The sequence below is a fragment of the Enterobacter asburiae genome (genome assembly GCF_008080435.1).
Lineage (GTDB): Bacteria > Pseudomonadota > Gammaproteobacteria > Enterobacterales > Enterobacteriaceae > Enterobacter > Enterobacter asburiae_C.
In genome coordinates this window covers 16,572-42,213 of the sequence record NZ_VRKN01000022.1, presented here as the reverse complement: position 1 = coordinate 42,213, position 25,642 = coordinate 16,572, and the positions used below count along the sequence as shown (strand labels likewise).

Genomic DNA, 25,642 nt, shown 5'->3' with positions numbered 1-25,642 from the left:
GTAACCGCTTTCTCAGACAGAAAGAAATAAAAGTGACGGACGTGACAAAATTTTGGACGGTTCCCGCTTACACCCCCTGATGGCGCGTGGACTCTGGGTATCACCCAATGAATTTGTCAGCTTTGCCGAACCGAATAAGACGCTGACGGAGCAGATTGCGTCACGCAGCCGCTCCATCGACTTCTTCGGTCTGGGGATGTATCTGCCCAATCCCGATCCTATTCTCAAATCACAGGGCCGGGATATTCGCATCTATCGCGAGCTGCGTACCGACCCGCTGGTTGGTGGCTGTATCCGCAGGCGTAAAGCGGCGGTCAAGTCGCTTGAGCGCGGGCTTGAGCGTGGTCATGCCCCGGAGCGGGTGTTCAGCTTTATTAACGATATGCTCGACGACCTTGATATCTCCCGCATCATCGGCGAGATGACTGATGCCGTGCTCTACGGATATCAGCCCTGTGAAATCATGTGGGGCCGTTCGGTTAAGTCCTGGGCGGTCACCGACATCGTGGGTAAACCACCCGAGTGGTTCCAGTTCGACAACGACAACCTGCTGCGCTTCCGGGCAAAAGACGCCGGGCTGGAGGGCGAAGCTGTACCGCTGAATAAGTTCGTGGTACCGCGTCAGGATGCGACCTACGACAACCCGTATGGCTTCCCTGATTTGTCGATGTGCTTCTGGCCCGTGACCTTCAAAAAGGGCGGGATGAAATTCTGGGTGCGCTTTGCTGAGAAATTCGGTTCGCCGTGGGTTATCGGCAAGCATCCACGTGGTACGGCGCAGGGTGAGATTGACCTGCTGCTGGACTCGATGGAAGCGATGGTCGAGGACGCCGTGGCGGCTATTCCTGATGATTCCTCCATTGAAATCAAAGAGGCCGCAGGCAAAGCCGACAGCAGCGATATTTACCAGAATCTGATTACGCTCGCCCGCAGTGAAATCTCTATTGCCCTGCTGGGGCAGAACCAGACCACCGAGGCGAACAGCAACCGCGCCTCGGCACAGGCCGGGCTGGAAGTCACCAGTGATATCCGCGATGCCGACGCCGAGATTGTGGTGAGCGCAGTAAATCAGGTTATCCGTCAGGCCGTCTCGCTGAACTTTGGCGATGTGGCCAGCCCTGTCTGGAAGATGTGGGAACAGGGAACGGTCGACGATACGCAGGCCACCCGCGATGAGAAACTCAGTCGCGCCGGTGTGGTCTTCACGCCGCAATACTTCAAACGCGAGTACCAGCTGCTGGACGGTGATATTGATGAGACACCGCCTTCAGAGCGCCAGAAGAACAACACGCTGCCGCTGTCGTTCGCCGAGGCGATTGATGCCGATATTCAGGCTCAGCAAGAGCTGGATGATGCGCTGGATATTCTGATGAACGGCGGCTCGTTAAACGGCGTGCTTGAGCCGGTGCTGGCACCGCTGTTTAAGCAGGTTGAAGGCGGTGTTAACCCCTCGGAGCTGCTGGGTGCGCTGGCAGAACTGTACCCGCAGATGAACGCGGATGACCTGCAGGAGCGGCTGGCCCGTATCCTGTTTGTCTCAACACTCTGGGGGCGTCTGCATGAGCGTGACCACGGCTGAGCTGGCGTACTGCATGACGTTGCCTCCGAAGCGGGCCATCAGTTACCTGAAATCCAAAGGGTATAAAATCACCTGGGACTGGGAGGACATGTGGCAGGATGCCCATGCCCGCGCCTTTACCGTCGCCAAAGTAACCCGCCTCGATATTCTGGAGGATATCCGAAGCGCCCTGCAGAAGGCGCTGGACGAGGGGAAAACAGACCGCTGGTTCCGAAAGGAGCTGGAGCCGGAGCTGCAGCGCAAGGGGTGGTGGGGGCCGCGTGACACCATCTTTCGCACCAATATGTCGGTGCTCTACAGCGCCGGGCGCTGGGCCGAACAGATGGAGAACGTCGACGACAGGCCGTACTGGATGTACACCGGCATCAACGACAGCCATACCCGCAAGAGCCACCTGATGCTGCACGGTCTGGTGCTGCGCTATGACGATCCGTTCTGGCAGGCGTTCTACCCGCCGAACGGCTGGCGCTGCCGCTGCGGCGTGATTGCCCTGAGTGCAGCAGACGTCCGTGCCCGTGGTCTGAAGGTGGCGGATTCCGGCACCGCCATGGGCTGGGAGCTGAAGCTGGTGTCGGAGAAAACCGGCGAGATGCAGAGCGTTGCCACCTTCCAGACCGGTAACACGAAGGTGGCCACCGACGTCGGCTGGTCTTATGCACCGGGGGCGGAATACCGTCCTGACCTTGCCCGCTATCAGGGCACGCTACAACCGCTGGCACAGCGGGAACTGAGAGGATAACGATGGCTTCCGATAATCTGGTCAACATCACCATTAACGATGAGTCCCTGCGCCGGAGTCTGCGGGCGCTGGATTTAGCCGCCACAGACCTGGAGCCTGCGATGCGTAAAATCGCCGGAACCCTGCTGGCGGAAACACAGTTTAACTTTCTGGATGAGGGACGGCCGGGATGGATGCCCTCGCTCGCCGCACAGGATCGTGATGGTCAGACACTGCAGCTCACCGGGCGACTGATGGGGTCAGTATCAACAGACCATGACGACAGGCAGGCAGCGGTTGGCACTAACGTCGTTTATGGCCCGATTCACCAGTTCGGCGGTAACCCTCAACAAGAGAATGACGCGATGACCAAAGAAGAAATTGAAGCCCTTCAGGCGGAAAACACCCGCCTGAAGGCAGATGCCACCCAGCGAGCCGAGCTGGATGCGAAGAACAGGCAGGAGAAGCTGCACGCTGACAACGTTTCCTACGCTGAGAAGCTGGTAAACGGCGGGCAACTGGCCCCGGCAGCGAAGCCCGTTGTTGTCGCCATTCTGGATGCAGTCTCTGCTGGCGATAAGCCGGTGGAGTTTGCCGAAGGCGATACCCGCACACCGCTTGCCACAGCATTCAAGACACTGCTGGATGGCGCTGCACCGGTGCTGAATTTCAGTGAGCACGCAACCAAAGACCGTGTGGATACCGGTGTTTCAACGTCTTCAGCAGAGTTTGCTGAAGCCGATCCAGATCGTCTGGCGCTGCATCAGAAAGCGCTGGATTTGTCGAAAAAAGAAGGCATCAGCTACGACGCTGCTGTCTCACGCTGCCTGTAATTAAGGAGAGAGCATGTCTGATTATTTAAAGGGTAAGCGCGTCGTTGATCCGGTGCTGACCAGCATCGCACGCGGTTATAAAAATGCCGCGTTCATCGGTGAGCACATCTTCCCGATTGTCCAGACCGACAAGGAAGGCGTGACCGTGCCGACCTTCGGCAAATCGGCTTTTGTGGAGTACGACACCGAGCGTGCCGTGGGAGCTGACAGCAACGTCCTGGTACGTGAGAAAACCGGCAAACTGGATCTGGTTCTTAACGAGCACGATCTGGCCGCGCCGGTGGACTATCGCGAGCAGGCGGAGTCAATGTTCAACGAAGAAGCCAAGGCCATTCGTCGCGTCACCAGCGGCGTCAACCTGAATCGTGAACTGTACGCAGCCCGCCTGGCCCAGGATAAAAACGTCTACCCGGCATCGTCCGTTAAAGCACTGGCTGCCGCTGAACGCTGGGTGGATGGCAAGGGTAATCCAATCACCGTCATCGAAGCCGGTATCGAGGCTGTACGTAACAAAACAGGCCTGCGCCCGAACCTGATGACCATGGGTGCCAGCGTCATGTCACTGCTGAAGTTCCATCCGGCGATCCAGGCCGCGATCGGAGCCAACGAGCGCAAACGCATCACCATCGAGATTTTGAAAGACCTTTTCCAGCTGGAAGACGTGGTGATCGGCGAGCCGGTCTCCATGGCCTCGATGAAAGACGCACAGAATAAGGACAAGACCCCGACCGATGTCTGGGCCGATAACCTGATGCTGCATTACGTCGGTAAACCCCAGCCGGGCACCGACAGCGCAGACGAAAACGAGCCATCGTTCGGTTATACCCTGCGTCGTAAGGGCATGCCGGTGGCGGACAAATACGATGGCGTCGGCGGCAAGGTGAAGTACTGCCGTTATACCGATATCTACAAAGTCGCCGTGGTCGGCGGTGATGCCGGGTATCTCGTCACTAACATTGTGAAATAAGGAGAGCGTAATGGGTACCACTCAGCAGGTCATTCTGACCACCACCGTTACGGCCAGTGCGGCGCTAACCCAGCAGCGTTTTGTCGGTGCCGATAATGCCCCCTGTCAGGCCGGTGCAGTGGCACTCGGTGTGGCAGAAGTCGATGCCGCTGCCGGTGATTTAACGCCGGTTAACGTTCTGGGTATCGTCGCCGTCGAAGTCGGCGCGGCTGTCACAAAAGGCCAGAATGTCCAGTCCGATGTCAACGCCTGCGCGGTTCCCCAGACTGCCGCATCGGGCGACACCCCAGCAGGTATTTCTGCCGGGATTGCGCTGGATGAGGCGCTGGCAGAAGGCGACGTTATCCGCATCCTGCGCGGGGTGTGACATGTACTGCACCCTGGCGGATTTGCTTGAGCAGGTACCGGAAAGGACGCTCATTGAGCTGACTAACGAGTCGGTTGGCTTTGATGAGCAGCCTCCGGTCAATGCTACCGTGGTTGAGAGTTGCATCCGCTACGCCGGTGAACTGATAGATGCCCACCTGCGTGGGCGCTATACCCTGCCGCTGACGGAAGTGCCGACCGTTCTGCGCGACATTGCCATCACGTTGACCCGATACCGTCTGTACTCCGCCGTCCTGAAGGTGACCTGCCTGACACCGTGAAGGACGATAACAAGGAAGCACGACGGCAACTGGAGGCCATTCGCGACGGGAAACTCACGCTGGGGCTGCAGTCGACTCAGAAAGATGTGCCTGAGTCCGGTGAAATCCGGGCACGGGCACGCCGTCCCACCTTTGGCGGGCGCGATGGCTTACTGGAGAAATACTGATGAATGTTCTGCCCGTTATTGATGCGGTTGTCGCCCGCCTGAAGGAGAAACTCCCGACGCTGGCGGTGGAATACTTCCCGGAGAAACCAGCGGAATATCGCCTCAACCACCCGAAGGGAGCGCTGCTGGTGAGCTATGCCGGTTCGCGCTTCGACAAGCCCAATGATATCGGTGCGGTGATCCAGCCTCAGACCATCCAGCTGTGCGTCACGGTGGTCTTCCGCCAGCTCAACGGTAAACAGGGCGCGGTGGATGTGCTCGACGTGGTACGCCGCATTCTCGGCGGCTACACCCCGCCGAACTGCCGCCGTCGTATCTGGCTGACCCGCGAGGTGTTTATCGGTGAGGTCAAGGGGCTGTGGCAGTACGCCCTCGACTTTGCCACTGAAAGCGTCTTTATCGAAGACAGCGACTTACCGTCCGGCCCGCTGTTAACCGAAGTGAATTATGAGGAAAGCGAGTGATGAAAGAATACCGCTATTCCGGCCCGGCCAGCGGCGTCACGCTGGGCGACGGAACCGAAATCCTGCTCTGGCCGGGGAAGAACGTCTCCCTGCCAGAGAACCATGAGTACGTGACGGTTCTGGTGGCCCTGAAGCACCTGACGCCGGTACCTGAAGAAACCAAACCCGCCAGCACACCCGCGCCTCAGTTACCAAAGCGCAGGAACGGTGGCGACAACGATGTGAAAACGGAGGACTCCCATGGCAGCTAACTATCTGCACGGCGCCGAAACCATTGAGGTGGAAAACGGTGCCCGCCCGGTTAAGGCGGTGAAGTCTGCCGTTATTGGCCTGATTGGTACCGCCCCGATGGGTGACGTCAATACGCTGGTGCAGTGCCTGTCTGAGAAGGATGCGGCGGCATTTGGCAGTCAGCTCACCGGCTTTACCATCCCGCAGGCGCTGGATGCCATCTACGACCACGGCGCAGGCACCGTTCTGGTCATTAACGTGCTTGATCCGGCGGTACATAAAACCGCTGTGGCCGATGAAAATGTGACGTTCGATAAAGCAACGGGCAAAGCGCAACTGGTCAATCCGGTGGTCGCGCAGCTGGTGCTGAAACCGGACAGCGATGGTCAGCCTTACGTCGAGGGTGAAGATTACTCGCTCAATGCGCAGACCGGCGTGATCACCAGCCTCGGCAAAAGCATTGCGGCGGGCGCAACCGTGACGGCCAGCTATAACTATGCTGACCCGACTAAAGTCACCCCGGCTGATATCATCGGTGCGGTTAACGCGGCGGGCAACCGTACCGGCATGAAGCTGCTTAACGACAGCTTCAACCTGTTTGGCTACTTCGCCAAAATCCTGATTGCCCCGGTGTTCTGCACCCAGAACAGTGTTTCAGTAGAGCTTATTTCCATGGCTGAAAAGCTGGGGGCGGTGACCTACATCGACGCGCCAATTGGCACCACCTTTGCACAGGCGCTGACGGGACGTGGCCCGGAAGGCACCATCAACTTTAACACCAGCTCCGATCGTGTCCGTCTGTGTTATCCGCATGTCAAAGTGTACGACGCGGCCACCAACAGCGAACGGCTGGAACCACTGAGTCAGCGTGCTGCCGGGCTGCGTGCCAAAGTTGACCTGGATAAGGGTTACTGGTGGTCTTCATCCAACCAGGAAATCATGGGTATCACCGGCGTGGAGCGCCAGCTGTCGGCGATGATTGACGACCCGCAGAGCGAAGTAAACCTGCTCAACGAACAGGGCATCACCACGGTCTTCAGCAGCTACGGCAGCGGCCTGCGTTTGTGGGGCAACCGGACGGCAGCATGGCCAACGGTCACCCATATGCGCAACTTTGAGAACGTTCGCCGCACGGGCGATGTTATCAACGAGTCCCTGCGCTACTTCAGCCAGCAGTACATCGATATGCCCATCACCCAGGCGCTGATTGATGCGCTGACGGAGTCGGTCAACGCCTATGGCCGTAAGCTGATTGGCGACGGTGCGCTGCTGGGCTTTAAATGCTGGTTCGACCCGGCCCGTAACGAAGAGACGGAGCTGGCCGCCGGTCATCTGTTACTGAGCTACAAATACACGCCGCCACCGCCGCTGGAGCGACTGACGTTTGAGACCGAGATCACCTCGGAATACCTGTTAACCCTGAAGGGGAATAGCTGATGGCAAAGATTGAGATCAACCGCATCACCAATGCCAACATCTACCTGGATGGCGCTAACCTGCTGGGCCGGGCCGAGGAGGTCAAACTCCCTGACGTGTCCATGACAATGCAGGAGCACAAAGCGCTGGGGATGGTGGGCAAGGTAGAACTCCCGGCAGGCTTCGACAAAATGGAAGGCGAGATCAAGTGGAACAGCTTCTATCGTGACGCCATGTTGTCTGCTGCAAATCCGTATAAATCGCTGGCCCTGCAGTGCCGCTCGAGCGTACAGCGCTACAGCTCACAGGGGCTGATTGATGAAATCCCGCTGGTCACCTTCCTGACGATCATGTTCAAGAAGAACCCGCTGGGGACGTTCAAACAGCATGAGAACGCTGAGTTCTCCAGCAGCTTCACCTGCACGTACATCAAGCAGGTACTGGACGGTGAAGAACTGCTGGAGCTGGACTATCTGGCCAACATCTTCCGCGTCGGCGGCGTTGGATAAGTGGTATCCGGGCAAGGGTGACACGTTGACGCTAAAAATGGGCTATCAGGGCGAGAAACTGCTGTCCTGCGGTACGTTCTCGATAGACGAGATCGAAGTGAGTTCGCCCGCGTCCGTTGTCGCTATCTGCCCCCTCAATCACCGTCGCCCCGACAAAACTCCCCGACGGAATATACGGAAGCGCTGACGCATCATCCTTTTTTTCGCCGTAATCGATACTCATGGTGGACAGCCCCTGATTCAGCTGTGGGGCGATATTCACCGTCATCTGATTGCCGGGAACGCCGGGATAAAAGGCGGTCGGCGATGGAACCGCCCCTGAACCACCACCGACAGGCAGGGTGCCGGCGGGTGCTCCCGGACCCGGCGTGGCATTACCACTGCCGCTTTCCCCCGCCTGGTTCATGGCGTCAATCTGCGTCTGCAGCAGTTTGATATCATCATCCTGTGACCGAATTTTGTCCCGGTAGGACTTGTTTTCACTTGCGAGTTTATTGAGCTGATTCTCGAAGCTGGCCAGCTTTTTATCGGCTTCATTCGCGGTATGCTGCAGGTCAGCCACCGCCGTATCGCTGACTTTTTTGCCAAAGGTACTGGAGGTCACCGCGCCGGTCATATCCGGTACCGTTTTTTTTGCCTGGCCCTTACCGGGGGACACCTTTGACGGGGCACCGATATACCAGGCGACACCGCCGATAGCGCTTAATCCCAGCGCCACGGCGATCAGCACCGCCATCTGCTTGCGACGGGTCAGCACGTTAATGTTAGCCATTAGCTTGCCCCTCCCCGTCGTTGCTGACCGTGACCCACACCTGCGTATCGGTGCCGGGCATCAGCGTGGTACTGAACGGAAACACCATCACTGCCCGTACACCAGGTGCCTTAAACAGTCGTTCAGGTATAGCCAGCGCACTGGCACCACGATTACGCACCGTCAGACGATAGAGCCGAAGCCCACCACCGCTCCACATTTGTTGAGGCATCACCGACAACCAGCCCGGCAGGGAAAATGTCGGTGCCGCCACGACAGGTGCCTCGGTAAACCCTTTCGGTACGCCGCCACTCAGTACCGCCTGCTGAACAGAGATCAGAGTGCGCACATACGGCTGCGACTGCTCCCAGCGCCGCGCATCATCATGCTGTACCGGACGGCTGGAGATAAACTGCAGCACCCGGCCATCCCGTTTAACGGTCAGTCCACCTTCCGTGCGGACATAGAAGGTGAACGGGGCCGTCTGGGCTGTCATCAGCTGTACGCCGCCGTTGGCCTGTCCCTGCGCCTTGTTGTCATTGAGAAACATGCCCTGCGCGCTGTCTACGGCGATAATCTTATCGCCGAGCACAACCAGCAGATTCGGATTGGTATTGCTGAGCGCGACCCGGACCTGGCTGTCCGGCGAAACCGGTATCTTTGTCGGTAGTGTGACCACCGACTCTGCCAGTACGCTGCCGCTCAGACAGAGCAGACTGGCCAGCAATGCAAGACGGTGCCTGCCATGCCTGTTATTTTTTCTTTTCATCCACCTGCTCCCTGAAATCCTGAATGGTGGTAATACCCCGGTGATAGCGCAGTGCCATCCGGATCGTTTTGTCTTCCGGCAGCTGCTTACGATTGCCTATCCACTGCTGTACCGTCCCGTGAATATCCACGATCCCCGAAGCCGGATAGGTGTCGAAACCGGACAGATAAAAGGCCGTGGTGACGTTATTGTCGATAACGCGCTGCGCTTCGCTGGCCAGCACTTCCTGCATGGCAGGACGCTCTTCGTTATCAAAGAAGCGCAGCAGCGCTTTGTGATTGGCCTTCACCGATTCCGGCGACACGTTGTAGCGCAGGAAAACCAGTGACTCGGCGGTTTGCTCCAGATAGTTCGCATCCATCCGGTTGCGCGTCAGGGTGAACGGGGTATCAAACCCCATCGGGATATAGGTCTCCTCACGGCTGTTAATCAGCGTATCGAGTCGTAACCAGGCCACCAGATTGCCGGCAAGACTCAGACCAAAGAACACCAGAAGCAACAGAAAGATGAGTGATGTGTAGCGGGCCGACAGGTGCTTTGCCTTCAGGTCCATGGAAATACCTCCTGGTCATCAACGCAGCCACAGCCGGAATGACGAATCGGGAATGACTTTGTACATGTCTTTGAAGAGTGAAGACGGGAGGTACCAGTAGCAGGCGTTGAGCAGCCAGTCGGTCCCCCTCCCCTTTTTGAAATACTTCAGACAGAACCAGAGCAGAACGGCGATGACCAGACCGGTAACGTACTTACCGGTATAAAAGCCCCATCCCATCGGTACGAACAGGGCTATTGTCTCATCCATCGGTAGCCCGATGGGCCGAGTCTGCTCTGTCAGTGTCTGAGGAAACATGAAGCGCGAGGCGCGTTCCTCATCCATTGGCTGGTCTCCGTGCCGATCAGCCCCCGGAACGGGCAGAAATGATGGAGAAGATGATTTTGGTAATCAGGATAAACACCGGGATGAGCAGGAAGGTCGCCGGGTTATGAGATTTGAGGTACAGCAGGAAGACCAGCACCACTTCCGCAATCATGAAGTAGTACATCATGGTGGAGTCTTCACCAAAGGTATCCGTCGCATCCTGTTTGCCGGCCGCCGTCAGGTCTTCAGCATGCGCCATGCCGCGCGCCGCCAGAGATAATGCCAGCGGCATCGCAACATACTTAAACAGCGCCTTCGCAGTACGGTTATTCACCAGCGACGGCACAGCTTTCACGGCAGATACCATGCGTGACAGCAGTCCCTTTTTATTCCCCTTGCAGACAACGTCCGCCCTCTGATTTATCACTGAAATATCAGCCATATCATTTCCTTTAATTAACGATTAAGTTGTTCGGGCAGATACGCCCCCGCAAGGCAAAAGCTGCGGGGGATTATCTGTACAAACTCTTTTAGGCACGCTACCGCCCCAGGGTGTCACACCTGTCGTGGGGGGATACTCACCCGACGGATTTTGGGCAAAGGGATGCCCGCCGAATTTTTGACAAATAAAAATTCGGGTAATGCGAGAAACCTGTTTATTGAGGTCCCCGGAGAGGGGACCATCATCGTGCTACACGGGAAAAAGTATATGGCGGCATGACCTCCTGAAATTCAATTAGTAACAAAGCCCCCTTCAAAACGTGGTGATCTCATAGTAATCACCGTTGATTTCGGGGACACGCCTGAGATGATCGTGCAGCCGAATCGTGGCCTCCTGCACTCGGGAACGATCTGCTTTTCTGGCTACTTCGGTCAGTCGTGTGCTGGCTCTGGCGGTGAGGATCGCAGTGATTTTTTTGTTACGCTCCAGTTCTTCCTGAGCAACCGCCCAGTCGTCCGGAATTCTGGAGAATAATTTAAGGTGGTCATGCAGACGAAGCGTGGCCTCCAGCTGGCGGGAGCGTTTGCCTTTCCTGGCAAGTCCAGACAGTTTATCGCTGTCAGCTTTGGTTAGCGGCACGCCGATGGATTTAGGGCGAACCAACTCGTCTTCTGCGGGTGTTTTCTGGCTCATGGGATTCCCTGGTGTTGGAGACATCAGGGGCATTATTCAGGAAAATAAAAGAGGTGGGAACGGGGCGGTCGCCCCGTGGATAAATAACCATATTGACAAATAACACCTTGATTTTTATGCGCTTGCATAATAAAAATGCAATAAAAAATATCAATTTATATTGATATGCATCAATCGTCGGGCTTGAAAAAGCTATTGACATGGATGTACCAACAAAATCTGAGACCCAAGCAGGTATATTTCTCATAGAGACCAGGAGGGACAAGATATAGCGTACCGGTAAACTTAAGACGTAAAAAACCGACTGGTGAGGTCGGTTTTTTCAGTTCCGGACGATGATGGTTAACTCTGACCGGAGGAGGCAAGCTTTATCTAACAATTGAGCAATGCTGTGACAGACAGTGTATGAGTAAGCAGCATAGTTCTCACTCCGCTTTTGATGGAGAAACGAGTGAAAGTTTTCATTGAGAAAGCTATCGCTGCTCTTAAAGCGCTAATAGCGCTGCTGGAGTTGATCCGCCAGTTCGTAGACTGATAGCGGAGACGTAATTAATGGCGGGAAGCAAACCACTTCTCGCCCTTTAACAAAGATGAGCTTAGCCAAGCCTTATGACATTCGAATCTGCAACAAATCTAAATAGCTGCGCGGAATAGTAGATCACTTTGAGGGAACTCAGCCCGGACTGAGCGATGCCGATCATAGCACCAATTCCCCGTGACGAACGACACCTGATGCAGAAAGCAATCTATAAAACGCACGATAAAAATTATGCCCGCAGGCTGACTACCATGCTGATGCTGCATCGGGGTGACTGCGTCAGCGATGTTGCCGGAACGCTCTGCTGTGCCCGTTCCTCCGTCGGACGCTGGATTAACTGGTTCACGTTGTCGGGTGTTGCAGGACTGAAATCATTACCTACCGGACGAACCCGTCGCTGGCCTTTTGAGCATATCTGCACGTTATTACGTGAGCTGGTAAAATATGCTCCCGGCGATTTTGGCTACCAGCGCTTACGCTGGAGTATAGAACTTCTGGCAATAAAAATCAATGAGATAACCGGCTGCCAGTTACATGCCGGAACCGTTCGCCGCTGGTTGCCGTCTGCAGGGCTTGTGTGGCGAAGGGCCGTATCCGTGACCCGCATAAGGATGAAAAGATGGCGGCAATCCACAAAGCACTGGACGAATGCAGCGCAGAGCATCCGGTATTTTATGAAGATGAGGTGGATATCCATCTCAATCCCAAAATCGGTGCGGACTGGCAACTGCGCGGACAACAAAAACGCGTGGTGACGCCGGGGCAGAATGAAAAATACTATCTGGTTGGTGCGTTACACAGCGGAACGGGCAAAGTCAGCTACGTGGGTGGCAACAGCAAAAACTCAGTCTTATTTATCAGTCTGTTGAAACACCTGACGTCGACGTACCGACGGGCGAAAACGATCACGCTCATCGTGGACAACTACATTATCCACAAAAGCCGGGAAACGCAGTGCTGGCTGAAGGAAAATCCGAAGTTCAGGGTAATTTGTCAGCCGGTTTACTCACCATGGGTGAATCTTGTTGAGCGGTTATGGCAGGCGCTTCACGACACGATAACGCGCAATCACCAGTGCCGCTCAATGTGGCAAATGTTGAAAAAAGTTCGCCATTTTATGGAAAACGTCAGCCCGTTCCCCGGAGGCAGGCATGGGCTTGCAAAAGTGTAGCGGTATTCGGCGCAGCTATTTAGCGGGGATAAAATTCACCTACCTATTGCGTAGAGCCTTTTTAAATAATTCTTCCCTATTGGAAACACCAAGTTTCAAATAAGCATGACTAGTTTTCAAATCAACAGACTGCCTCTTCATATCAATTAAAGCAGCTATTTTTCTAAGAGAGAAACCACAAATAACTAGCCACGTAATAGCCCATTCGCTTTCAGTTAAATGCAACAGAGGGTTAACATGGTTGTCATTGATGGAATCAATATCATATGATTTCATTTGAGTCCCAGGAAACAACAACGATAACCAGTCCGTCTTTGTATTAACCTCAGCCAAAGCTGAAACATAAATGATAACTCCAGTACCGACAGAATAGTGCCTGGGTTTCATTTTTAGAATAAAAGACTTTATATCATGGAGGTCAGTAAAATAATTCCACACAAGAATGGTAACCTTCTTATTCTGCGACATAACGAGAGATTCAAACTCATGCATAAGAGCAATATCTCTGACTGATGCTTCTGAAACGTCATCATCACAAAGACCGATAACGGATGTTAACTCCGGTGACCTGCCCCCAGTATTAGATACAACCTTCAGTTAGTAATGTCGGTTGATTTTTCTTCATGCTTCCCGTTTCGCCAGCCTGCTGCAAATTCAGATGGCGTCTGGTAATTCAGCGATGAATGAGGTCTGGACTCGTTATAGTCCTGCCGCCAGTCATTAATGATTTTCCGGGCATGAAGAACATCGCTGAACCAGTGCTCGTTCAGGCATTCATCCCGAAAGCGACCGTTGAAACTCTCAATAAATCCGTTCTGAGTTGGCTTGCCCGGCTGGATTAAGCGCAACTCAACACCATGTTCAAAGGCCCATTGCTCCAGCGCGCGGCAGGTAAATTCCGGGCCCTGATCGGTTCTTATCGTCTCAGGATATCCACGAAACAGCGCAATGCTGTCCAGAATACGCGCGACCTGAACACCTGAAATCCCGAAAGCGGTGGTGATCGTCAGACACTCCTTCGTGAAATCATCCACACAGGTCAGGCACTTAATCCGGCGGCCGCTGGCAAGTGCATCCATGACAAAATCCATCGACCATGTCAGGTTCGGCGCATCCGGGCGAAGAAGCGGAAGCCGTTCAGTCGCCAGACCCTTACGGCGGCGCCTGCGTTTTACACCCAGACCGTTAAGGTGATAGATGCGGTAAACCCGCTTGTGGTTGACGTGAAGGCCATCCCGGCGCAATAACTGCCAGATGCGCCGGTAACCAAACCGGCGGTGTTCAAGTGCCAGCTCTGTGATGCGTAGAGACAGTTGCGCGTCAGCAGCCGGACGCTGAGCCGAATAACGGCAGGTTGAAAGTGACAGACCGACCAGCCTGCAGGCACGGCGACAGACCCGTTGTCTCACACATGACTTCCACGGCTTCCCGCTTCTGGTCTGTCGTCAGAACTTTCGGCCCAGAGCCACCTGAAACGCCTCCTTATCCAGCCTGGCTTCAGCGAGCAGCTTCTTGAGACGAGCGTTCTCCTCTTCAAGTGACTTGAGCCGCTTCACTTTGGGGACTTCCATGCCGCCGAACGTCTTACGCCAGGTGTAGAAGGTGGCGTCTGAAATGGCATGTTTGCGGCAGAGTTCCCAGGCCGAAACCCCGGCTTCTGCCTCGCGGAGAATACTGATGATCTGTTCGTCGGAAAATCGCTTCTTCATGGGGATGTCCTCATGTGGCTTATGAAGACATTACTAACATCGCGATGTATTAATCAACGGGGAGCAGGTCACTCTCCTAAGTTGGTTTTTGGTTAGCTCATGCAGAGGGGGTCGAATCCCTCTGTGTGAGTGATGTTTTTATTGTCTACAACATAACCTTATGTTGCATTTAAAATATACAACAAAAAGATATCGTTACAAAACCAATTCATCATATATATTGCGCGGTTTTTCTGAAAACAGAAACGCAGCAATCATTCTATCACGATTGTTAGCCGGCTCCCATAAACAGGAACACCTACTCTCTGTTGAGTACCTTTTTGACCCGTAAATCTGTTTTCTCTTTTAAAGAGTCGACCAATTTATTGTAATTGTTACGACTATCAGATTTTATATCCTGCAAAGAAAACATCAGCGCCAGTATCTCCTGTGATGCCATTCTTGATTTTACAACTTCTTCAAAAAGAGAGCTTTGAAATACATCTTCACCGGCTTCCGCATCAGGCGCCTTTTTATTCCTGGCATTCAGGTATACACGCATCCCCAGTTCCAGCATTTCGGAACAAACACTTGAGATATTGGCATCAGAAGCTGTCGCCCCCTCTTCTCTTCGCATATCGACAATCTGTCGAATCCCGTCTATCGTCTTTTGCTTCAAATAAACATTCTGCCGTGGCATGACTTTATTTTCCCTTTGTCCTTTCAGCACCATACCGGCACTGTAAAAAAACTATGTCAATTAAAACACAGCACCACAACAGTGCTAAATAGCCAAAATCAGGCACCACAATGCCACACACCACACAGCACCGCAATGTGTGGTGTTCATAGTAATTATATGAATTTTCTAATTCAGCACTGCAAAAGCCACATCTCAGCCACAAACAGGCGACATTACGGCACTGCATCAGTGCCTTTCCGTGCTGCAAAACACTGGATTACATTCTGAATATCAAGGTAAGCTCATGATTTAGTGAGTTAATCCTGCAAAATTAAATTTTGCGAGGGGTGTGAAAAAAAACCCATTGGAAAGCATATTAGCTTAACACCTTATCGCGCATTTCTCGGCTATATTCACCTTGTCTGATATTATATAAAAATGCCTTTCTTCATGATCCCATTAAATGCTTATGGTAAAATTCCATTATTTTCGGTGAGAGTATCAGTCATCACTCTCAATGCCACAGTGGATTATTTTGATCAGGCAGGTCGGGATTATCATATCGAACCGGTTCTAATCCGGCCGGTGAGTCTTCGTACAGGGCTAATACTATGAATGTGGTATCGCCTGAGAAATATGATGCTGTAGGAAACATGCGAGTACACTCACAGAACTTCCCTCACCTTTCACAGTTCGGTATTACGCCAGAAAAGTTACATCATAATTCGTGTATAAATATTTTATTTGCTCAATTCTGCGTGCAGCTGATTCGCTGATATAAACAAACCATCTTTATCCGGCTGACGCTGAAAAACAAACAGGGCCTTACTGGCTTTCATCTGTAATGTCTCAATCGAAGCCAGCACATTTTTCACCCATCTTTCGTGAGATTCTTTGGTGGCGGTTTTGACGTTGACGTTCTGTGTGTTCCTCCTCATCTCCGCCGGGGAGCTTAACGGGAGAGGGATCTCTGTGCGGGGATGAGGAGGAACACACCCCGGAACTACGGAGCGCCACCGGCGAACCGGCATTCCGGCCTGAAAAGCTCCGACGGCTTTATCGTAGGGACATTGAACGCGCTGGCGCCAGCCAGCTGCAGACTTTGACCTTTGCCATCAGAACGTAGCGCCCGTTCCGGGCGTGAGCCCACGGGGCCATGTTGTTTTCTTTTGCCGTTTTAAACAGTAAAGCGACTGCGCAGAAGAATCGTGCCAGGAAAAACAGACGAGGAGAACCGCAGATCACGGCATGTTGGTTGGTCATACGAATAACGGGCGTGGGACGAGTATATAAGCATCAATCTGACCGTTTTTCATCAGCATCCCCATACCTCGTGAAATTTTCGGCTACGGTGTGGATTGGCAAGCGATACCCTAACTCCGGCCTTGTGAAGGCCGTATGCTAATGATTCGTGATAAGCCCTGGAAGCTTCCACGATGATATGAACCTCAACCGGTTCGCAGTGTTGCTTATGGAACCTGTTGATTACAGCACTGGTAGCACCTAAGTCGTTTTTAAGCTTGCGCGTTTTCACCCAGCCTTTTACATTTTCCCGCAGCCAGCATAAATCCAGGGTTTTCGTGCTGACATCAATACCTAACTGAAACATAGCCATTTCCTCCTTTCATTTAACCATCACGCCTATTACTCTTGTATATGCAGAGTCATCGCTCCTGGCAACCGCTCATGCTAATGCTGGCGTGGAGGGGGAACTGAGGGCTTTAGCTGACGCTCAAGGTTCTCGACATCCAGGAGGGAAACAAGCTCACTCCGCTTCATGTGGTGGTAGCTAACCATCCCCCTCTGTTACATACAAGCTACGGTATTTGCGGTACCAGCGTACCGCCCACAAAATAATGTCCTGATTAAAATGGCGGCCTTTAGATGAGTTCAGGTGCTGTTCCTTCGGCAAGAGACGGAGATTAATTTACCACCACCGGATATTTGCAACAGTGCCTGATACGATATCAATTCGCAACTTTATGATTTTAAACTGAAATAATTATTCTCATTTAATGTGAGCGCGAATGGCTGATGGCTGATGGCTGATGGCTGATGGCTGATGGCTGGCAGGGTCGTATATGATTGTAAGCGCCTGCAGCTATGTATCGCGCTTTCGGTAAAAGAGAATGTGGGTATATTCAGCTCTGAATGAAATAGCATTTTCCAAAAGTCGGCAGATGTAAGATTATTTATATCTATAACTTTCATTATGATATAGGACCCATCTTACGGTAAATTTTTGCTAATCTTAATCAGATATATACTACGCAAAAGGCGGAGCGTATGTTCAATAATCTTGAAGTTTGCCAGTCCGTACTCAACACGCTTCCTGAAGCGGTTTTTATGAAAGACAAATACTTCAGACTGGTTTTCTTAAATGAAAAAGCCTGTACTTTATTCGGAAAATCAAGAGAAGCGTTAGTCGGCAGGAAAGCGCTGGACAGCCTGGCGGACCCGGTGGTATCCAGAATGCTAAGACTGGAAAAAATGGTGCTGAAAACAGGAGAGTCACAGGAGTTTGAAGAACGCATTCAGGGGAAAGACAATCAGTTAAGAGACATTTTCATCAGAATATCCCGACTTATCCTCCATTCAGAATCTTATCTGCTTATTTCACTGAATGATGTTTCAGTTTTACGACAGTCTGAAGCACAAATTCGTTATCTGGCATATCATGACCCTCTGACGGGACTCTACAACCGGGCTGCCTTTTTTGAAAAATTACAGAGTATTTTGAACTGTGATAACAGGTCCGGGTCTCATCGGGGCGTGCTGATATTAATTGATATCGATAGTTTTAAAACGATCAATGACACGTGGGGACATCACGCAGGCGATCTCGCGTTGTGTGAATTTTCGCGTCAGCTTCTGAGAACGGCACCTGAACATTGTATCAGCGCCAGAATAGGCGGTGATGAATTTGCATTACTCATAGAGGGGACAATTTCTTCGGATGATGCCGGGAAGTTATGTCTTGAACTCCTTGAAAATATGAGATTCCCGCTTAACCTGAACGGGCTTTCTTTTTACATGAGTATTTCAGCAGGTATATCTGTTCTGGACTCGTCAGATGTTGTGGCTGGTGAATGTTTAAGGAAGTCAGATACAGCCTTGTATGAAGCCAAGCGGGCCGGTAAAAACGGATACTTTATCTATTCAGAAGCTCTTGACAGGGCATTCGTAAAAAAGAGAGAGATGGAAAAAGCACTGACAAGAACACTGGCAAATGAGAATGGACTGGAATGTGTTTACCAGCCACTTGTCAGGCCAGATGTTGATGAAATTGTCGGGGTGGAAGTTCTGGCCCGCTGGAATGATCCGGAACTGGGTGGGATTTCGCCAGTACAGTTTATCCCCCTGGCTGAGGAGTGTGGACTGATTATTCCATTAGGTGAATACATACTCAGAAAAGCCTGCCGGGAATTACGGCACTGGGATGGTTTGTCTGTTTCTGTGAACGTCTCGGCAGTTCAGCTTAGTGAAAAGGATTTTGCAGAAAAAATCCTCGCAATACTGGACAGTGAACGCTTCCCCCACAAAAGACTTGAACTTGAGCTGACAGAAACCGCCATCATTCATTCTGATACGCATGGTCGGGAGCAGTTAAACATACTTCGTGAAAAGGGTATCAGGGTCGCTCTGGATGATTTTGGCACGGGCTATTCCAGCCTTAGTTTGTTAAAAAATATAATAGTTGACAGTGTCAAAATTGATAAGTCATTTGTACAGTCAGCAACTCAGCTTCCGGATGCAGCAGCGATTGTGAGCGCAGTATCCACCATGGGAAATAAGCTGAATCTGCAGGTTATTGCAGAAGGTGTGGAGACTGATGAGCAACGTCAGTTTCTTATTGACGCAGGGTGCACTCAATTGCAGGGCCATCTGCTGTCCTATCCACTTACACTGGGCCGGCTGGAACAACTGATGAAGGAGAAGAATGCATCTTAAATTTGACTACAATTTTTTATTTTCAGATAATTTTTTAAAAATTAATGGAAACTGTTTCACAGTTTATTAAGCACATTGACTCATGTCTTGCTATTTTTAGCAAACTGATAACATAACATCGGTGGTTACATGATAAAAATACTGATTGTTCGCGGTGGTGTTCCTTCTTTTTATGTGACAGCAAATGATTGCATGGTCGAGACAGTTTGCGGTAACAACAGGGGGAGGTGATAAATTCCCCGTACATATACCCTTCGGTAGCTCGGGTAACGGAAAGACCGACGTTCTGCTGACTGTGGGAGAAAGACTTACCTCATTTTCAGAGGTGTTCGATCTCTGGGAGAGCGTCAGGACAGACAGGCCTAAAATGTATTTTTAATATTAACCTCATGCGGCGAAGTAAAATAAGAAAATAGAGGCTTGTTATTTATTGACCTATTATTGTTTCGTGCTTAACCTGCCCGGAAGTTTATAGGGAAGTGTTTGCACTCGACGTGGCCGTAGCGGTGAGCATGCTGAAAGGCGCGGATAGAGTGTTGTTGATGCCGGCCTGACGCGTCCGGTGGATTTGTCTAACCCTTCATCTGTCCAGAAGCCAGTTCTGAACTGACGAGGGGGTTTTGAATGAAAGCAGAGAGGTTATCCTGCCTTCTTCCTGACCGGAAGAGGATTTCAGAAAAGAATACTCAGTGGCGGATCTGCGCCAGGTCGTCTGCCGTCAGAGCGGTCATTTTCATGACGGTATTACGGTCAATGCCGTTCTGTAGCATCGTTCGGGCTACTTCAAGTTTACCTTCGTTGCGGCCTATTTCAATGCCACGTTGTTCACCGAGGCGAATGCCCTTTTCGATGCCTTTCTGTTCAAGCTGTTGTGCAATGGTCATCAGTTCGTCCTCATGTTGCGGCAGACGCTCTGCCAGCGCCCGCATAAATTCAGGTGCTGGTGCTTCGCCTGCATTTACCATATAGTGTATCAGAACGTGTACCTGTTCGGGAGAAATCCATTCCACCATAACCTGCGGCAGTCTGTCCAGAAGCTCCATCATGTCGCGCTGTCTGATATGTTTCATCAGTAGGGTCAGTGCGGCCATCCATCGGTGGTTCATTATCTCGTCATCATCGATGACCGTGACATCAACCAGCGGGAAGCCGTTCGAGTACACCTCTTTCGGCCTGTTCCGGATGACTGAAACAGTCCAGCCACCTGGTTGGGTATGGACTTCGGCTGCCGTGATAGAACATGATCGGGATAACCAACGGCAGTTTTTTATGGCCCGCCTCGAGATGGCGCTGCATCGCGGCCACGGCGTATCTCAGTTGGCGGAAGGCCATTTTTTTATCAGCGGAGCTCTGATGCTCCAGTAGCAGGTGAATATAACCGTCATCACCGGATGTGGTTTTCATGCTCCAGAGAATATCGCTGGCGTTCTGACGTAAATCCTCCTCAACGAAGGTGCCAGACTCCAGTTTAAGCGTATTCAGGTCGCACAACGCTTGCAACCCAGCAGGAAGGTGTATCTCCAGAAAATCGCGTGCAACATCAGGATTTGCCAGAAACTGGCGAAAGGCTGCGTCATGGGGTGTTTGTGTACCGGATTTCTTCTTCATCTGTCCTGATCCCTGAAAAATGACCCGGTTATCGTATCACAGGCAAAAAATGCTAACATTGGCGGTGATCGGAATTGCGATTCCTCCAGGGGACTGTGCCGGGGTAATTCTGCCCCCTCCTTTCTTTTTTGGCATCACTTTGCTTCTCAGAAGGTTATCCGCGCACCAGGCTTCTATACGTAGCGGCTGAAAACCTTCCGGATCGCAATCAACGCAGATTTTGGTTCTAAATAACTGCACATCAAATCTGTATACCAGCCCTCTTGCTCCATCCTGCCCTGAAATGGCCCATTCAGGCGAAACTCGCCTGATTTCCGTAAGATTTTATTTGCAGCCTTATCGACTGCATAATATAAACAGGAGAATGCCATGAGCACATTACGGTTCAGTAAAGCTCCCGAAGTCATGGTGCTCGACAACCGCAGCCTGACCGTGCGCGGTATCGCGTACCACCGCCAGGATGGTGAACTTCAGCTGCCTCACGCACCTGGCTGGCAGTGAGCACAGCCGGCTCCGTTTGCTGCTTTCAGTATGAAGATGCCTCACTGTCGGGGCGGCCGATCTGTATTACTGAACAGGTCGCCAGCAATACGGATGCCTGAACCTGAGCGGACAGTGTGTCAGCCATTACGTCCCATCCGGGCTGGTGCAGACAGGCAGCAATAGCCCTGGCCAGCGTTCCGATGTCTGTCGCCCGCTGAAGACTACCGATCAGCAGGGCCGCCGCTTACCGTCCATCACCATTCCCCTTCCAACCGACAGCACTGCATAAACGAACTATACCCGCATTTATAGCTACGATGAAGCTGGCAACCTGGCCCAGGTCGGCACAGCGCCCCGCGACAGACAACAGCTACACTACGAACATCACGGTCAGCAACCGGGGCGTGCTGGGCACCCTGACCGAAAATGGCCAAGAGGTGGACGCGCTTGTTCACGGTGTTTGAAATCCCGGCACGGCGTCATCGGCATGCCTGACCATCACTACGTCTTCCTGCGCATGCTTTCGGGGTTTGTTCCGCCACAGATCGAAGCTGTCGTGCAGGTAAGTGTTAGCAAGCATCGGTGAGCACACTGTCCCCACGTGCGAGTGCTGTCGGCGTCCATATTTATCCCTTACCCCAATCATGGCCCACTGTCTAATCAGCCACAGTATACGCTCGTCCCTGATCAAGGCCGTAGAAACCGGGGCAACCAGTCATGTTCCACGGTATTGAAGAACCGGCTGATGTCCCGATCCAGCCCCCGTATTACTTTCCGTGACAAGCCGCCATATGTAGAGTGTCCAGTGCATTATGCTGGCCTTTTCCGGACCTGAGGACAATTCGCGGAAATCAGACTGTTACCAACGGTGCAAAACTGGGTCTTCCGCAACCTGGGTGGAGATTTTCATGCCAGAGGACTCATCACCCGTCGCCTCAGTAACTCGAACCCTGCCCGGCCATACATTTGGCGTTTCAGCATCTTCAGACGATTTACATGGCCCTCGACAACACCGTTACTCCATCTGCTGACTATCGCTTCGTGTATTGCTGTTGCATCGGCTTCCATCCCGGCAGCAACGCGCTGAAGGTCAACGAGTCCACTCTGACTGACGTCAGAGAACCATTGATTTAACTGTGTTTTATTCTTCGTTTTCAGCATCCGGCAGAAGTCGAGGGACAGCTGTTGTGCCATTTTCAGTTGCGGTTCTTTCTGGCACATTGACTCGATGAAGCGCGACGCATAGTTTTCTTCACCTCTGATCATCCTCCAGGGCATTAACCAGCGACTGACCCGGGATGCAGAAGGAAGTTGAGTCGGGGCGACAACCGGAGCGTTAGCCTGCTTACGCCACTTAGCCACAGCATCTCTGACAGTCGTTTCGCTCCCGGAAAAACCAGCGTCAACCATCTCCCGCCATAGTTGTCGGGCATTATGGTTACCATTTATACGTTGTCTTTCCAGCCATTCATGCCACGAGTCAAGAAGCCCGGGCTTTGGTGGTTTCGTTGATATTTCAGGGAACGCCTTTGACTGTATCCACCGACGAACTGTCACGCGGGACAGTCCGGTGATACGGGATATTTCTCTTATCCCGTAACCTTTTTTATGAAGAGAGTCGACCTCAGTCCAGCGTTGATACCGTTTGTCACGCCGCTGCTGTTTAATGCGCTCAGGGCGACGTAGTGTTGAGACTGGTGCCAGAGACGCTTCGGCGTACTGTTTTTTGGGTGACAACTCAGTAGCAACCTGTCGTATCAATGGCATATGTCTGTACATCATGCGTTCCAGTGCATCGCCGATATTCTTCAACAGATGCCAGCGATCGGCCACCTGTACTGCCTGCGGTGCACCATCGCGAGCAGCTAATGCATAGATCCCGCCACGATCTCGTGAAACGACCTGTATCTCCGGGTATTTTTTAAACCATGCGGCCAGAGTGCGCTGCTCCCGACCGGGCAGTAGTACCAGAGGGCGATGTGTATCGAGGTTAACAATCAGCGTGCCGTACCTGTGACCCCGATGCCATGCCCACTCGTCGATACCGACATGCCGGGTCCGGCTTTCTGTCTGCTCCGGAGCCTGAACCACTCTGCGCAGCAACGTATCCGGGCTGGTCTGCATTCCTGAGGCTACAGCTGCCCGTCTTCCAGCCTCTCCGCCGGCAATGAGTCCCAGTTGATGCTGTAGATTCTGAAGTAACGCTGAAGACTGCTGCTGTGGGCCAGCAAAAGGAGCCAGTGATCCCGCAAAGATTTTGCGTGAACAGGACGGATTACGGCAGTACCAGTGCCGGACAGCAAAGATTAACCAGAGCGTCCGGCCGGAGCATGGGAGGTGCTGTATCCGGCGCCGCCGACAACTATGGACAGAGCGGCTGCGCTTAAGGCATTCGGGACATAGTGCTGTTTTACGTGTGGCTCGAAGATGGATGGTTATCCCATCAGGACTAACAATTTGTCGGCTGGATTGCCACCCGCAAGGCAGCTGCAAAAGCGTCTTAAGTGAAGGCATAGCGTTATCCATAACTTAAAACAGCTTAGATCCTTGTTAACTAAAAAGTTTCATTGATTTTCTTCCACCCAGGTTGCGGAAGACCCACTTTTTACCCGTTGTTGACAATAAACAACCATCAGGTTTGTTTCTGACCGCAGTGCCCGTAAGTAACGGGGACGGTAGTGCACAAATTCGCTGGGTCAGCTTGAAGTCTGATGAGTTCGCCGCCATGCCCTGGGAAATGACGCCGCGTAATATTGCGACACTGATGAAATCAATGAGCGGCAGGCCCCATGGATGGGGAATTTATAATTTCTATAATGACTGCTCGGCTGAGATGCGCAGTCTGCTGATGCCGTTCGGAATATTCCTTCCCAGAAATTCAGCGGCACAGGTGCAGGCCACAACAAGAATGATTGATCTCAGCAAAGAAGATATCGGCCCCCGGATAAACTATCTTAAGGAGCATGGTAAACCGTTCACCACGTTGATTTACATTACAGGGCATATCATGCTGTACATCGGCAACACCACGATTAACGGACAGGAAGTTCCAATGACCTATCAGAATATCTGGGGATTGCACACGCCAGATTCACGTAGCCGAAGCATAATTGGCGGCTCTGTCTTTTTCCCAATTCTTCCGTCTTATCCGGAGGAGCCTGAGTTGATATCACTTGCAGGTAAGCCTCTATTTAAACTGGGTTTCATTGAATAGCTGACAATGTATGCGAAGCCATCAGAGATGATGGCAGAAAGCGTGTTGATTTTCTATTCCACATAAATGTGTGTAAGCGTCATTTCAGTACCGTCTGGCAGATCCTGAAATTCCTGAGAGGATAGTGGACACCAAATATGGTGGACGCTATTCATGAAATCATTAACCGCAGTGCGTAAAAAAAGCCCTAATTATCCCGTTGAATTCAAAATCAAAATGGTTGAACTCTCACATCGACCAGAGATCTCCGTGGCGCAACTCGCTCGTGAACATGGGATCAACGACAATCTGCTGTTCAAGTGGCGCCAGTACTGGCGTGAAGGAAAACTTCGCTCTCCTTCAACAGCAGAAAACAGCATGCCTGAACTGCTCCCGATAACACTTGATGCCGAAGATGTCCCCTCGGACTCCTCCCGGTCACATTCTGTAGCTGCTGCGGCACCTGAATCACTCAATATCAGCTGTGAAGTGACCTTCCGGCACGGGACGCTTCGCCTTAACGGCGCTGTCAGCGAAAACCTTCTGAACCTGCTGATACAGGAGCTCAAACGGTGATCCCACTACCTTCAGGGACAAAAATCTGGCTGGTTGCCGGTATCACCGATATGCGCAACAGCTTCAACGGTCTCGCCGCAAAGGTGCAAACGGCGTTGAAAGATGATCCGATGTCAGGTCACGTCTTTATCTTCCGGGGCCGCAGTGCAAAATGGCGTCTGAATCGATCATGATTTGGCATGCATCTCCGATCGCGATTTGGCATCACAATCGATCACGGTTTGGCACGCATCTCCGATCATGGTTTGGCATCCTGCCGATCACTCCGGGAATTAACTCTTTCTTACACGGTCTCCATTGCTGATTTTTACGCCAATGGAGACATCGATGTCCAAAAAGAGAAAAGCCAGGAGTTCCATGGAAACCTGTTTTAAGATCCTTCAGCTCAAGTTCGATCAGAAGCTGACCAACCGCTGTATCGGGCTGACGATGAAAATCAGCTCATCGACGGTTTTTGAGGTTATCGCCCGCTTTAAAGCCACCTCTCTGCCATGGCCCCTCCCTGAAGCGATATCCCATGACGCCCTGGAAAAGCTCATCTTCCCGGCTAAAAGCACGCCGGCGTCAGAACGGGTGATACCCGACCTGCTCCACTTCGATACCGAAATGAGAAAGTCCGGCGTGACGCGGCAGCTGCTGTGGATGGAATACAAGGCTCAGGCCGGAGAGCTGGCGATGGGGTACTCCCACTTCTGCCGCTGCTATCC

Annotated in this window: 22 protein-coding genes and 11 pseudogenes; 20 read left to right on the top strand and 13 right to left on the bottom strand. The window is 52.3% G+C overall.

The features are described from left to right. Nucleotides 1-79: 79 nt before the first annotated feature. The 11 genes and pseudogenes from FU672_RS22930 to FU672_RS22880 all read left to right on the top strand — a co-directional run. The gene (locus FU672_RS22930; protein ID WP_148244958.1) at nt 80-1,579 is read left to right on the top strand and encodes a DUF935 domain-containing protein; all 1,500 of its coding nucleotides are present in this window, start codon (nt 80-82) and stop codon (nt 1,577-1,579) included. Beyond that, nucleotides 1,560-2,318 carry a phage head morphogenesis protein gene (locus FU672_RS22925; RefSeq protein ID WP_148244957.1) on the top strand — a complete coding sequence of 253 codons (759 nt, stop codon included), beginning with the start codon at nt 1,560-1,562 and terminating at the stop codon, nt 2,316-2,318. The genes FU672_RS22930 and FU672_RS22925 overlap by 20 nt, the downstream gene beginning before the upstream one ends. Before the next feature lie 2 nt (nt 2,319-2,320). Further along, entirely contained in the window at nt 2,321-3,130 is an 810-nt protein-coding gene (locus tag FU672_RS25285; RefSeq protein ID WP_148244956.1) for a phage virion morphogenesis protein, read from the top strand. A gap of 13 nt (nt 3,131-3,143) precedes the next feature. After that, the gene (locus FU672_RS22915) at nt 3,144-4,097 is read left to right on the top strand and encodes a hypothetical protein (protein ID WP_148244955.1); all 954 of its coding nucleotides are present in this window, start codon (nt 3,144-3,146) and stop codon (nt 4,095-4,097) included. 10 nt (nt 4,098-4,107) lie between these two features. Beyond that, nucleotides 4,108-4,464: a DUF2190 family protein gene (locus FU672_RS22910; protein WP_148244954.1), complete on the top strand. Its 357-nt coding sequence runs from the start codon at nt 4,108-4,110 to the stop codon at nt 4,462-4,464. A gap of 1 nt (nt 4,465) precedes the next feature. After that, nucleotides 4,466-4,911, top strand: a pseudogene (locus tag FU672_RS22905) (gp436 family protein). Continuing rightward, a complete protein-coding gene (locus FU672_RS22900; protein ID WP_145548450.1) occupies nt 4,911-5,375 on the top strand; it encodes a Gp37 family protein in 465 nt (154 codons plus the stop codon). The pseudogene FU672_RS22905 and the gene FU672_RS22900 overlap by 1 nt, the downstream one beginning before the upstream one ends. Beyond that, nucleotides 5,375-5,626: a hypothetical protein gene (locus FU672_RS22895; RefSeq protein WP_187360847.1), complete on the top strand. Its 252-nt coding sequence runs from the start codon at nt 5,375-5,377 to the stop codon at nt 5,624-5,626. Before FU672_RS22900 ends, FU672_RS22895 begins: the two co-directional genes overlap by 1 nt. After that, a complete protein-coding gene (locus FU672_RS22890; protein ID WP_148244950.1) occupies nt 5,616-7,043 on the top strand; it encodes a phage tail sheath subtilisin-like domain-containing protein in 1,428 nt (475 codons plus the stop codon). Before FU672_RS22895 ends, FU672_RS22890 begins: the two co-directional genes overlap by 11 nt. Next, complete coding sequence (locus FU672_RS22885; protein WP_187360846.1) at nt 7,040-7,531, top strand: phage major tail tube protein; 492 nt, start codon at nt 7,040-7,042, stop codon at nt 7,529-7,531. The genes FU672_RS22890 and FU672_RS22885 overlap by 4 nt, the downstream gene beginning before the upstream one ends. Next, nucleotides 7,524-7,658 (top strand): annotated as a pseudogene (locus FU672_RS22880) (phage protein D); the annotation flags it as partial. The gene FU672_RS22885 and the pseudogene FU672_RS22880, both read left to right, overlap by 8 nt. 637 nt (nt 7,659-8,295) lie before the next feature. Here FU672_RS22880 and FU672_RS22870 read toward each other — a convergent pair. From FU672_RS22870 to FU672_RS25280, 5 genes are all read right to left on the bottom strand, one after another. Then, nucleotides 8,296-9,051 carry a TraK domain-containing protein gene (locus FU672_RS22870; protein WP_148244947.1) on the bottom strand — a complete coding sequence of 252 codons (756 nt, stop codon included), beginning with the start codon at nt 9,049-9,051 and terminating at the stop codon, nt 8,296-8,298. Next, nucleotides 9,035-9,604 carry a type IV conjugative transfer system protein TraE gene (gene traE / locus FU672_RS22865; RefSeq protein ID WP_148244945.1) on the bottom strand — a complete coding sequence of 190 codons (570 nt, stop codon included), beginning with the start codon at nt 9,602-9,604 and terminating at the stop codon, nt 9,035-9,037. The genes FU672_RS22870 and traE overlap by 17 nt, the downstream gene beginning before the upstream one ends. Nucleotides 9,605-9,622: 18 nt before the next feature. Continuing rightward, nucleotides 9,623-9,901: a type IV conjugative transfer system protein TraL gene (gene traL / locus FU672_RS22860; protein WP_262349051.1), complete on the bottom strand. Its 279-nt coding sequence runs from the start codon at nt 9,899-9,901 to the stop codon at nt 9,623-9,625. A gap of 46 nt (nt 9,902-9,947) precedes the next feature. Further along, on the bottom strand, nt 9,948-10,352 hold the full coding sequence (locus FU672_RS22855) for a type IV conjugative transfer system pilin TraA (protein WP_148244941.1): 405 nt from the start codon (nt 10,350-10,352) through the stop codon (nt 9,948-9,950). A 312-nt stretch (nt 10,353-10,664) separates the two neighbouring features. Beyond that, nucleotides 10,665-11,045, bottom strand: a complete 381-nt coding sequence (locus tag FU672_RS25280) for a TraY domain-containing protein (protein ID WP_262349050.1) — start codon at nt 11,043-11,045, stop codon at nt 10,665-10,667. A 439-nt stretch (nt 11,046-11,484) separates the two neighbouring features. Between FU672_RS25280 and dinQ the strand changes: the two genes are divergently transcribed. Next, complete coding sequence (gene dinQ / locus FU672_RS25490; protein ID WP_410053337.1) at nt 11,485-11,580, top strand: damage-inducible type I toxin DinQ; 96 nt, start codon at nt 11,485-11,487, stop codon at nt 11,578-11,580. Nucleotides 11,581-11,735: 155 nt separating this feature from the next. After that, nucleotides 11,736-12,754: pseudogene (locus FU672_RS22840) on the top strand (IS630 family transposase). Nucleotides 12,755-12,793: 39 nt separating this feature from the next. Here FU672_RS22840 and FU672_RS22835 read toward each other — a convergent pair. The 6 genes and pseudogenes from FU672_RS22835 to FU672_RS25595 form a co-directional block, all read right to left on the bottom strand. Further along, nucleotides 12,794-13,246, bottom strand: coding sequence for a helix-turn-helix transcriptional regulator (locus FU672_RS22835; protein ID WP_148244940.1), 453 nt, complete (start codon nt 13,244-13,246; stop codon nt 12,794-12,796). Between the two features lie 101 nt (nt 13,247-13,347). Further along, nucleotides 13,348-14,463 (bottom strand): annotated as a pseudogene (locus tag FU672_RS22830) (IS3 family transposase). A 298-nt stretch (nt 14,464-14,761) separates the two neighbouring features. Next, nucleotides 14,762-15,175, bottom strand: coding sequence for a relaxosome protein TraM (locus FU672_RS22825; RefSeq protein WP_262349049.1), 414 nt, complete (start codon nt 15,173-15,175; stop codon nt 14,762-14,764). A gap of 689 nt (nt 15,176-15,864) precedes the next feature. Then, on the bottom strand, nt 15,865-15,999 hold the full coding sequence (locus FU672_RS25275; RefSeq protein ID WP_262349048.1) for a hypothetical protein: 135 nt from the start codon (nt 15,997-15,999) through the stop codon (nt 15,865-15,867). Between the two features lie 408 nt (nt 16,000-16,407). Next, a pseudogene (locus FU672_RS22815) lies at nt 16,408-16,733 on the bottom strand (IS110 family transposase); the annotation flags it as partial. Nucleotides 16,734-16,934: 201 nt separating this feature from the next. Beyond that, a pseudogene (locus FU672_RS25595) lies at nt 16,935-17,018 on the bottom strand (IS6 family transposase); the annotation flags it as partial. Nucleotides 17,019-17,410: 392 nt separating this feature from the next. Between FU672_RS25595 and FU672_RS22805 the strand changes: the two are divergent. Then, nucleotides 17,411-19,075, top strand: coding sequence for an EAL domain-containing protein (locus tag FU672_RS22805; RefSeq protein ID WP_148244936.1), 1,665 nt, complete (start codon nt 17,411-17,413; stop codon nt 19,073-19,075). Nucleotides 19,076-19,761: 686 nt separating this feature from the next. Here the strand turns inward: FU672_RS22805 and FU672_RS22800 are convergent. Beyond that, a pseudogene (locus tag FU672_RS22800) lies at nt 19,762-20,683 on the bottom strand (Rpn family recombination-promoting nuclease/putative transposase). Nucleotides 20,684-21,052: 369 nt separating this feature from the next. On the opposite strand from FU672_RS22800, the gene FU672_RS25270 reads away from it, so the two are divergent. Beyond that, entirely contained in the window at nt 21,053-21,184 is a 132-nt protein-coding gene (locus FU672_RS25270; RefSeq protein ID WP_262349046.1) for a hypothetical protein, read from the top strand. A 190-nt stretch (nt 21,185-21,374) separates the two neighbouring features. Beyond that, nucleotides 21,375-21,615, top strand: a pseudogene (locus tag FU672_RS25265) (hypothetical protein); the annotation flags it as partial. A gap of 457 nt (nt 21,616-22,072) precedes the next feature. Here the strand turns inward: FU672_RS25265 and FU672_RS22790 are convergent. Then, the gene (locus FU672_RS22790) at nt 22,073-23,692 is read right to left on the bottom strand and encodes an ISL3 family transposase (RefSeq protein ID WP_148244935.1); all 1,620 of its coding nucleotides are present in this window, start codon (nt 23,690-23,692) and stop codon (nt 22,073-22,075) included. Nucleotides 23,693-23,792: 100 nt separating this feature from the next. Between FU672_RS22790 and FU672_RS22785 the strand changes: the two are divergent. From FU672_RS22785 to FU672_RS22770, 4 genes and pseudogenes are all read left to right on the top strand, one after another. Beyond that, nucleotides 23,793-24,380 (top strand): annotated as a pseudogene (locus FU672_RS22785) (NlpC/P60 family protein); the annotation flags it as partial. 153 nt (nt 24,381-24,533) lie between these two features. Further along, entirely contained in the window at nt 24,534-24,935 is a 402-nt protein-coding gene (gene tnpA / locus FU672_RS22780; protein ID WP_148244931.1) for an IS66-like element accessory protein TnpA, read from the top strand. Further along, nucleotides 24,932-25,087: pseudogene (gene tnpB / locus FU672_RS22775) on the top strand (IS66 family insertion sequence element accessory protein TnpB); the annotation flags it as partial. The gene tnpA and the pseudogene tnpB, both read left to right, overlap by 4 nt. A 205-nt stretch (nt 25,088-25,292) precedes the next feature. Beyond that, nucleotides 25,293-25,640 (top strand): annotated as a pseudogene (locus FU672_RS22770) (IS21 family transposase); the annotation flags it as partial. Nucleotides 25,641-25,642 lie beyond the last annotated feature (2 nt).

What these genes read in the sequence shown, in the direction of transcription:
- FU672_RS22900 (WP_145548450.1), top strand. Translation starts at nt 4,911, where the DNA reads ATGAATGTTCTGCCCGTTATTGATGCGGTTGTCGCCCGCCTGAAGGAG.
- traE (WP_148244945.1), bottom strand. Translation starts at nt 9,604, where the DNA reads ATGGACCTGAAGGCAAAGCACCTGTCGGCCCGCTACACATCACTCATC.
- FU672_RS22855 (WP_148244941.1), bottom strand. Translation starts at nt 10,352, where the DNA reads ATGGCTGATATTTCAGTGATAAATCAGAGGGCGGACGTTGTCTGCAAG.
- traL (WP_262349051.1), bottom strand. Translation starts at nt 9,901, where the DNA reads ATGTTTCCTCAGACACTGACAGAGCAGACTCGGCCCATCGGGCTACCG.
- FU672_RS25270 (WP_262349046.1), top strand. Translation starts at nt 21,053, where the DNA reads ATGAGCACATTACGGTTCAGTAAAGCTCCCGAAGTCATGGTGCTCGAC.
- FU672_RS22895 (WP_187360847.1), top strand. Translation starts at nt 5,375, where the DNA reads ATGAAAGAATACCGCTATTCCGGCCCGGCCAGCGGCGTCACGCTGGGC.
- FU672_RS22825 (WP_262349049.1), bottom strand. Translation starts at nt 15,175, where the DNA reads ATGGTGCTGAAAGGACAAAGGGAAAATAAAGTCATGCCACGGCAGAAT.
- FU672_RS22925 (WP_148244957.1), top strand. Translation starts at nt 1,560, where the DNA reads ATGAGCGTGACCACGGCTGAGCTGGCGTACTGCATGACGTTGCCTCCG.
- FU672_RS22790 (WP_148244935.1), bottom strand. Translation starts at nt 23,692, where the DNA reads ATGGATAACGCTATGCCTTCACTTAAGACGCTTTTGCAGCTGCCTTGC.
- FU672_RS22805 (WP_148244936.1), top strand. Translation starts at nt 17,411, where the DNA reads ATGTTCAATAATCTTGAAGTTTGCCAGTCCGTACTCAACACGCTTCCT.
- FU672_RS25285 (WP_148244956.1), top strand. Translation starts at nt 2,321, where the DNA reads ATGGCTTCCGATAATCTGGTCAACATCACCATTAACGATGAGTCCCTG.
- FU672_RS22910 (WP_148244954.1), top strand. Translation starts at nt 4,108, where the DNA reads ATGGGTACCACTCAGCAGGTCATTCTGACCACCACCGTTACGGCCAGT.
- FU672_RS22915 (WP_148244955.1), top strand. Translation starts at nt 3,144, where the DNA reads ATGTCTGATTATTTAAAGGGTAAGCGCGTCGTTGATCCGGTGCTGACC.
- FU672_RS22835 (WP_148244940.1), bottom strand. Translation starts at nt 13,246, where the DNA reads ATGCATGAGTTTGAATCTCTCGTTATGTCGCAGAATAAGAAGGTTACC.
- FU672_RS22870 (WP_148244947.1), bottom strand. Translation starts at nt 9,051, where the DNA reads ATGAAAAGAAAAAATAACAGGCATGGCAGGCACCGTCTTGCATTGCTG.
- FU672_RS25280 (WP_262349050.1), bottom strand. Translation starts at nt 11,045, where the DNA reads ATGAGCCAGAAAACACCCGCAGAAGACGAGTTGGTTCGCCCTAAATCC.
- dinQ (WP_410053337.1), top strand. Translation starts at nt 11,485, where the DNA reads ATGGAGAAACGAGTGAAAGTTTTCATTGAGAAAGCTATCGCTGCTCTT.
- FU672_RS22890 (WP_148244950.1), top strand. Translation starts at nt 5,616, where the DNA reads ATGGCAGCTAACTATCTGCACGGCGCCGAAACCATTGAGGTGGAAAAC.
- FU672_RS22930 (WP_148244958.1), top strand. Translation starts at nt 80, where the DNA reads ATGGCGCGTGGACTCTGGGTATCACCCAATGAATTTGTCAGCTTTGCC.
- tnpA (WP_148244931.1), top strand. Translation starts at nt 24,534, where the DNA reads ATGAAATCATTAACCGCAGTGCGTAAAAAAAGCCCTAATTATCCCGTT.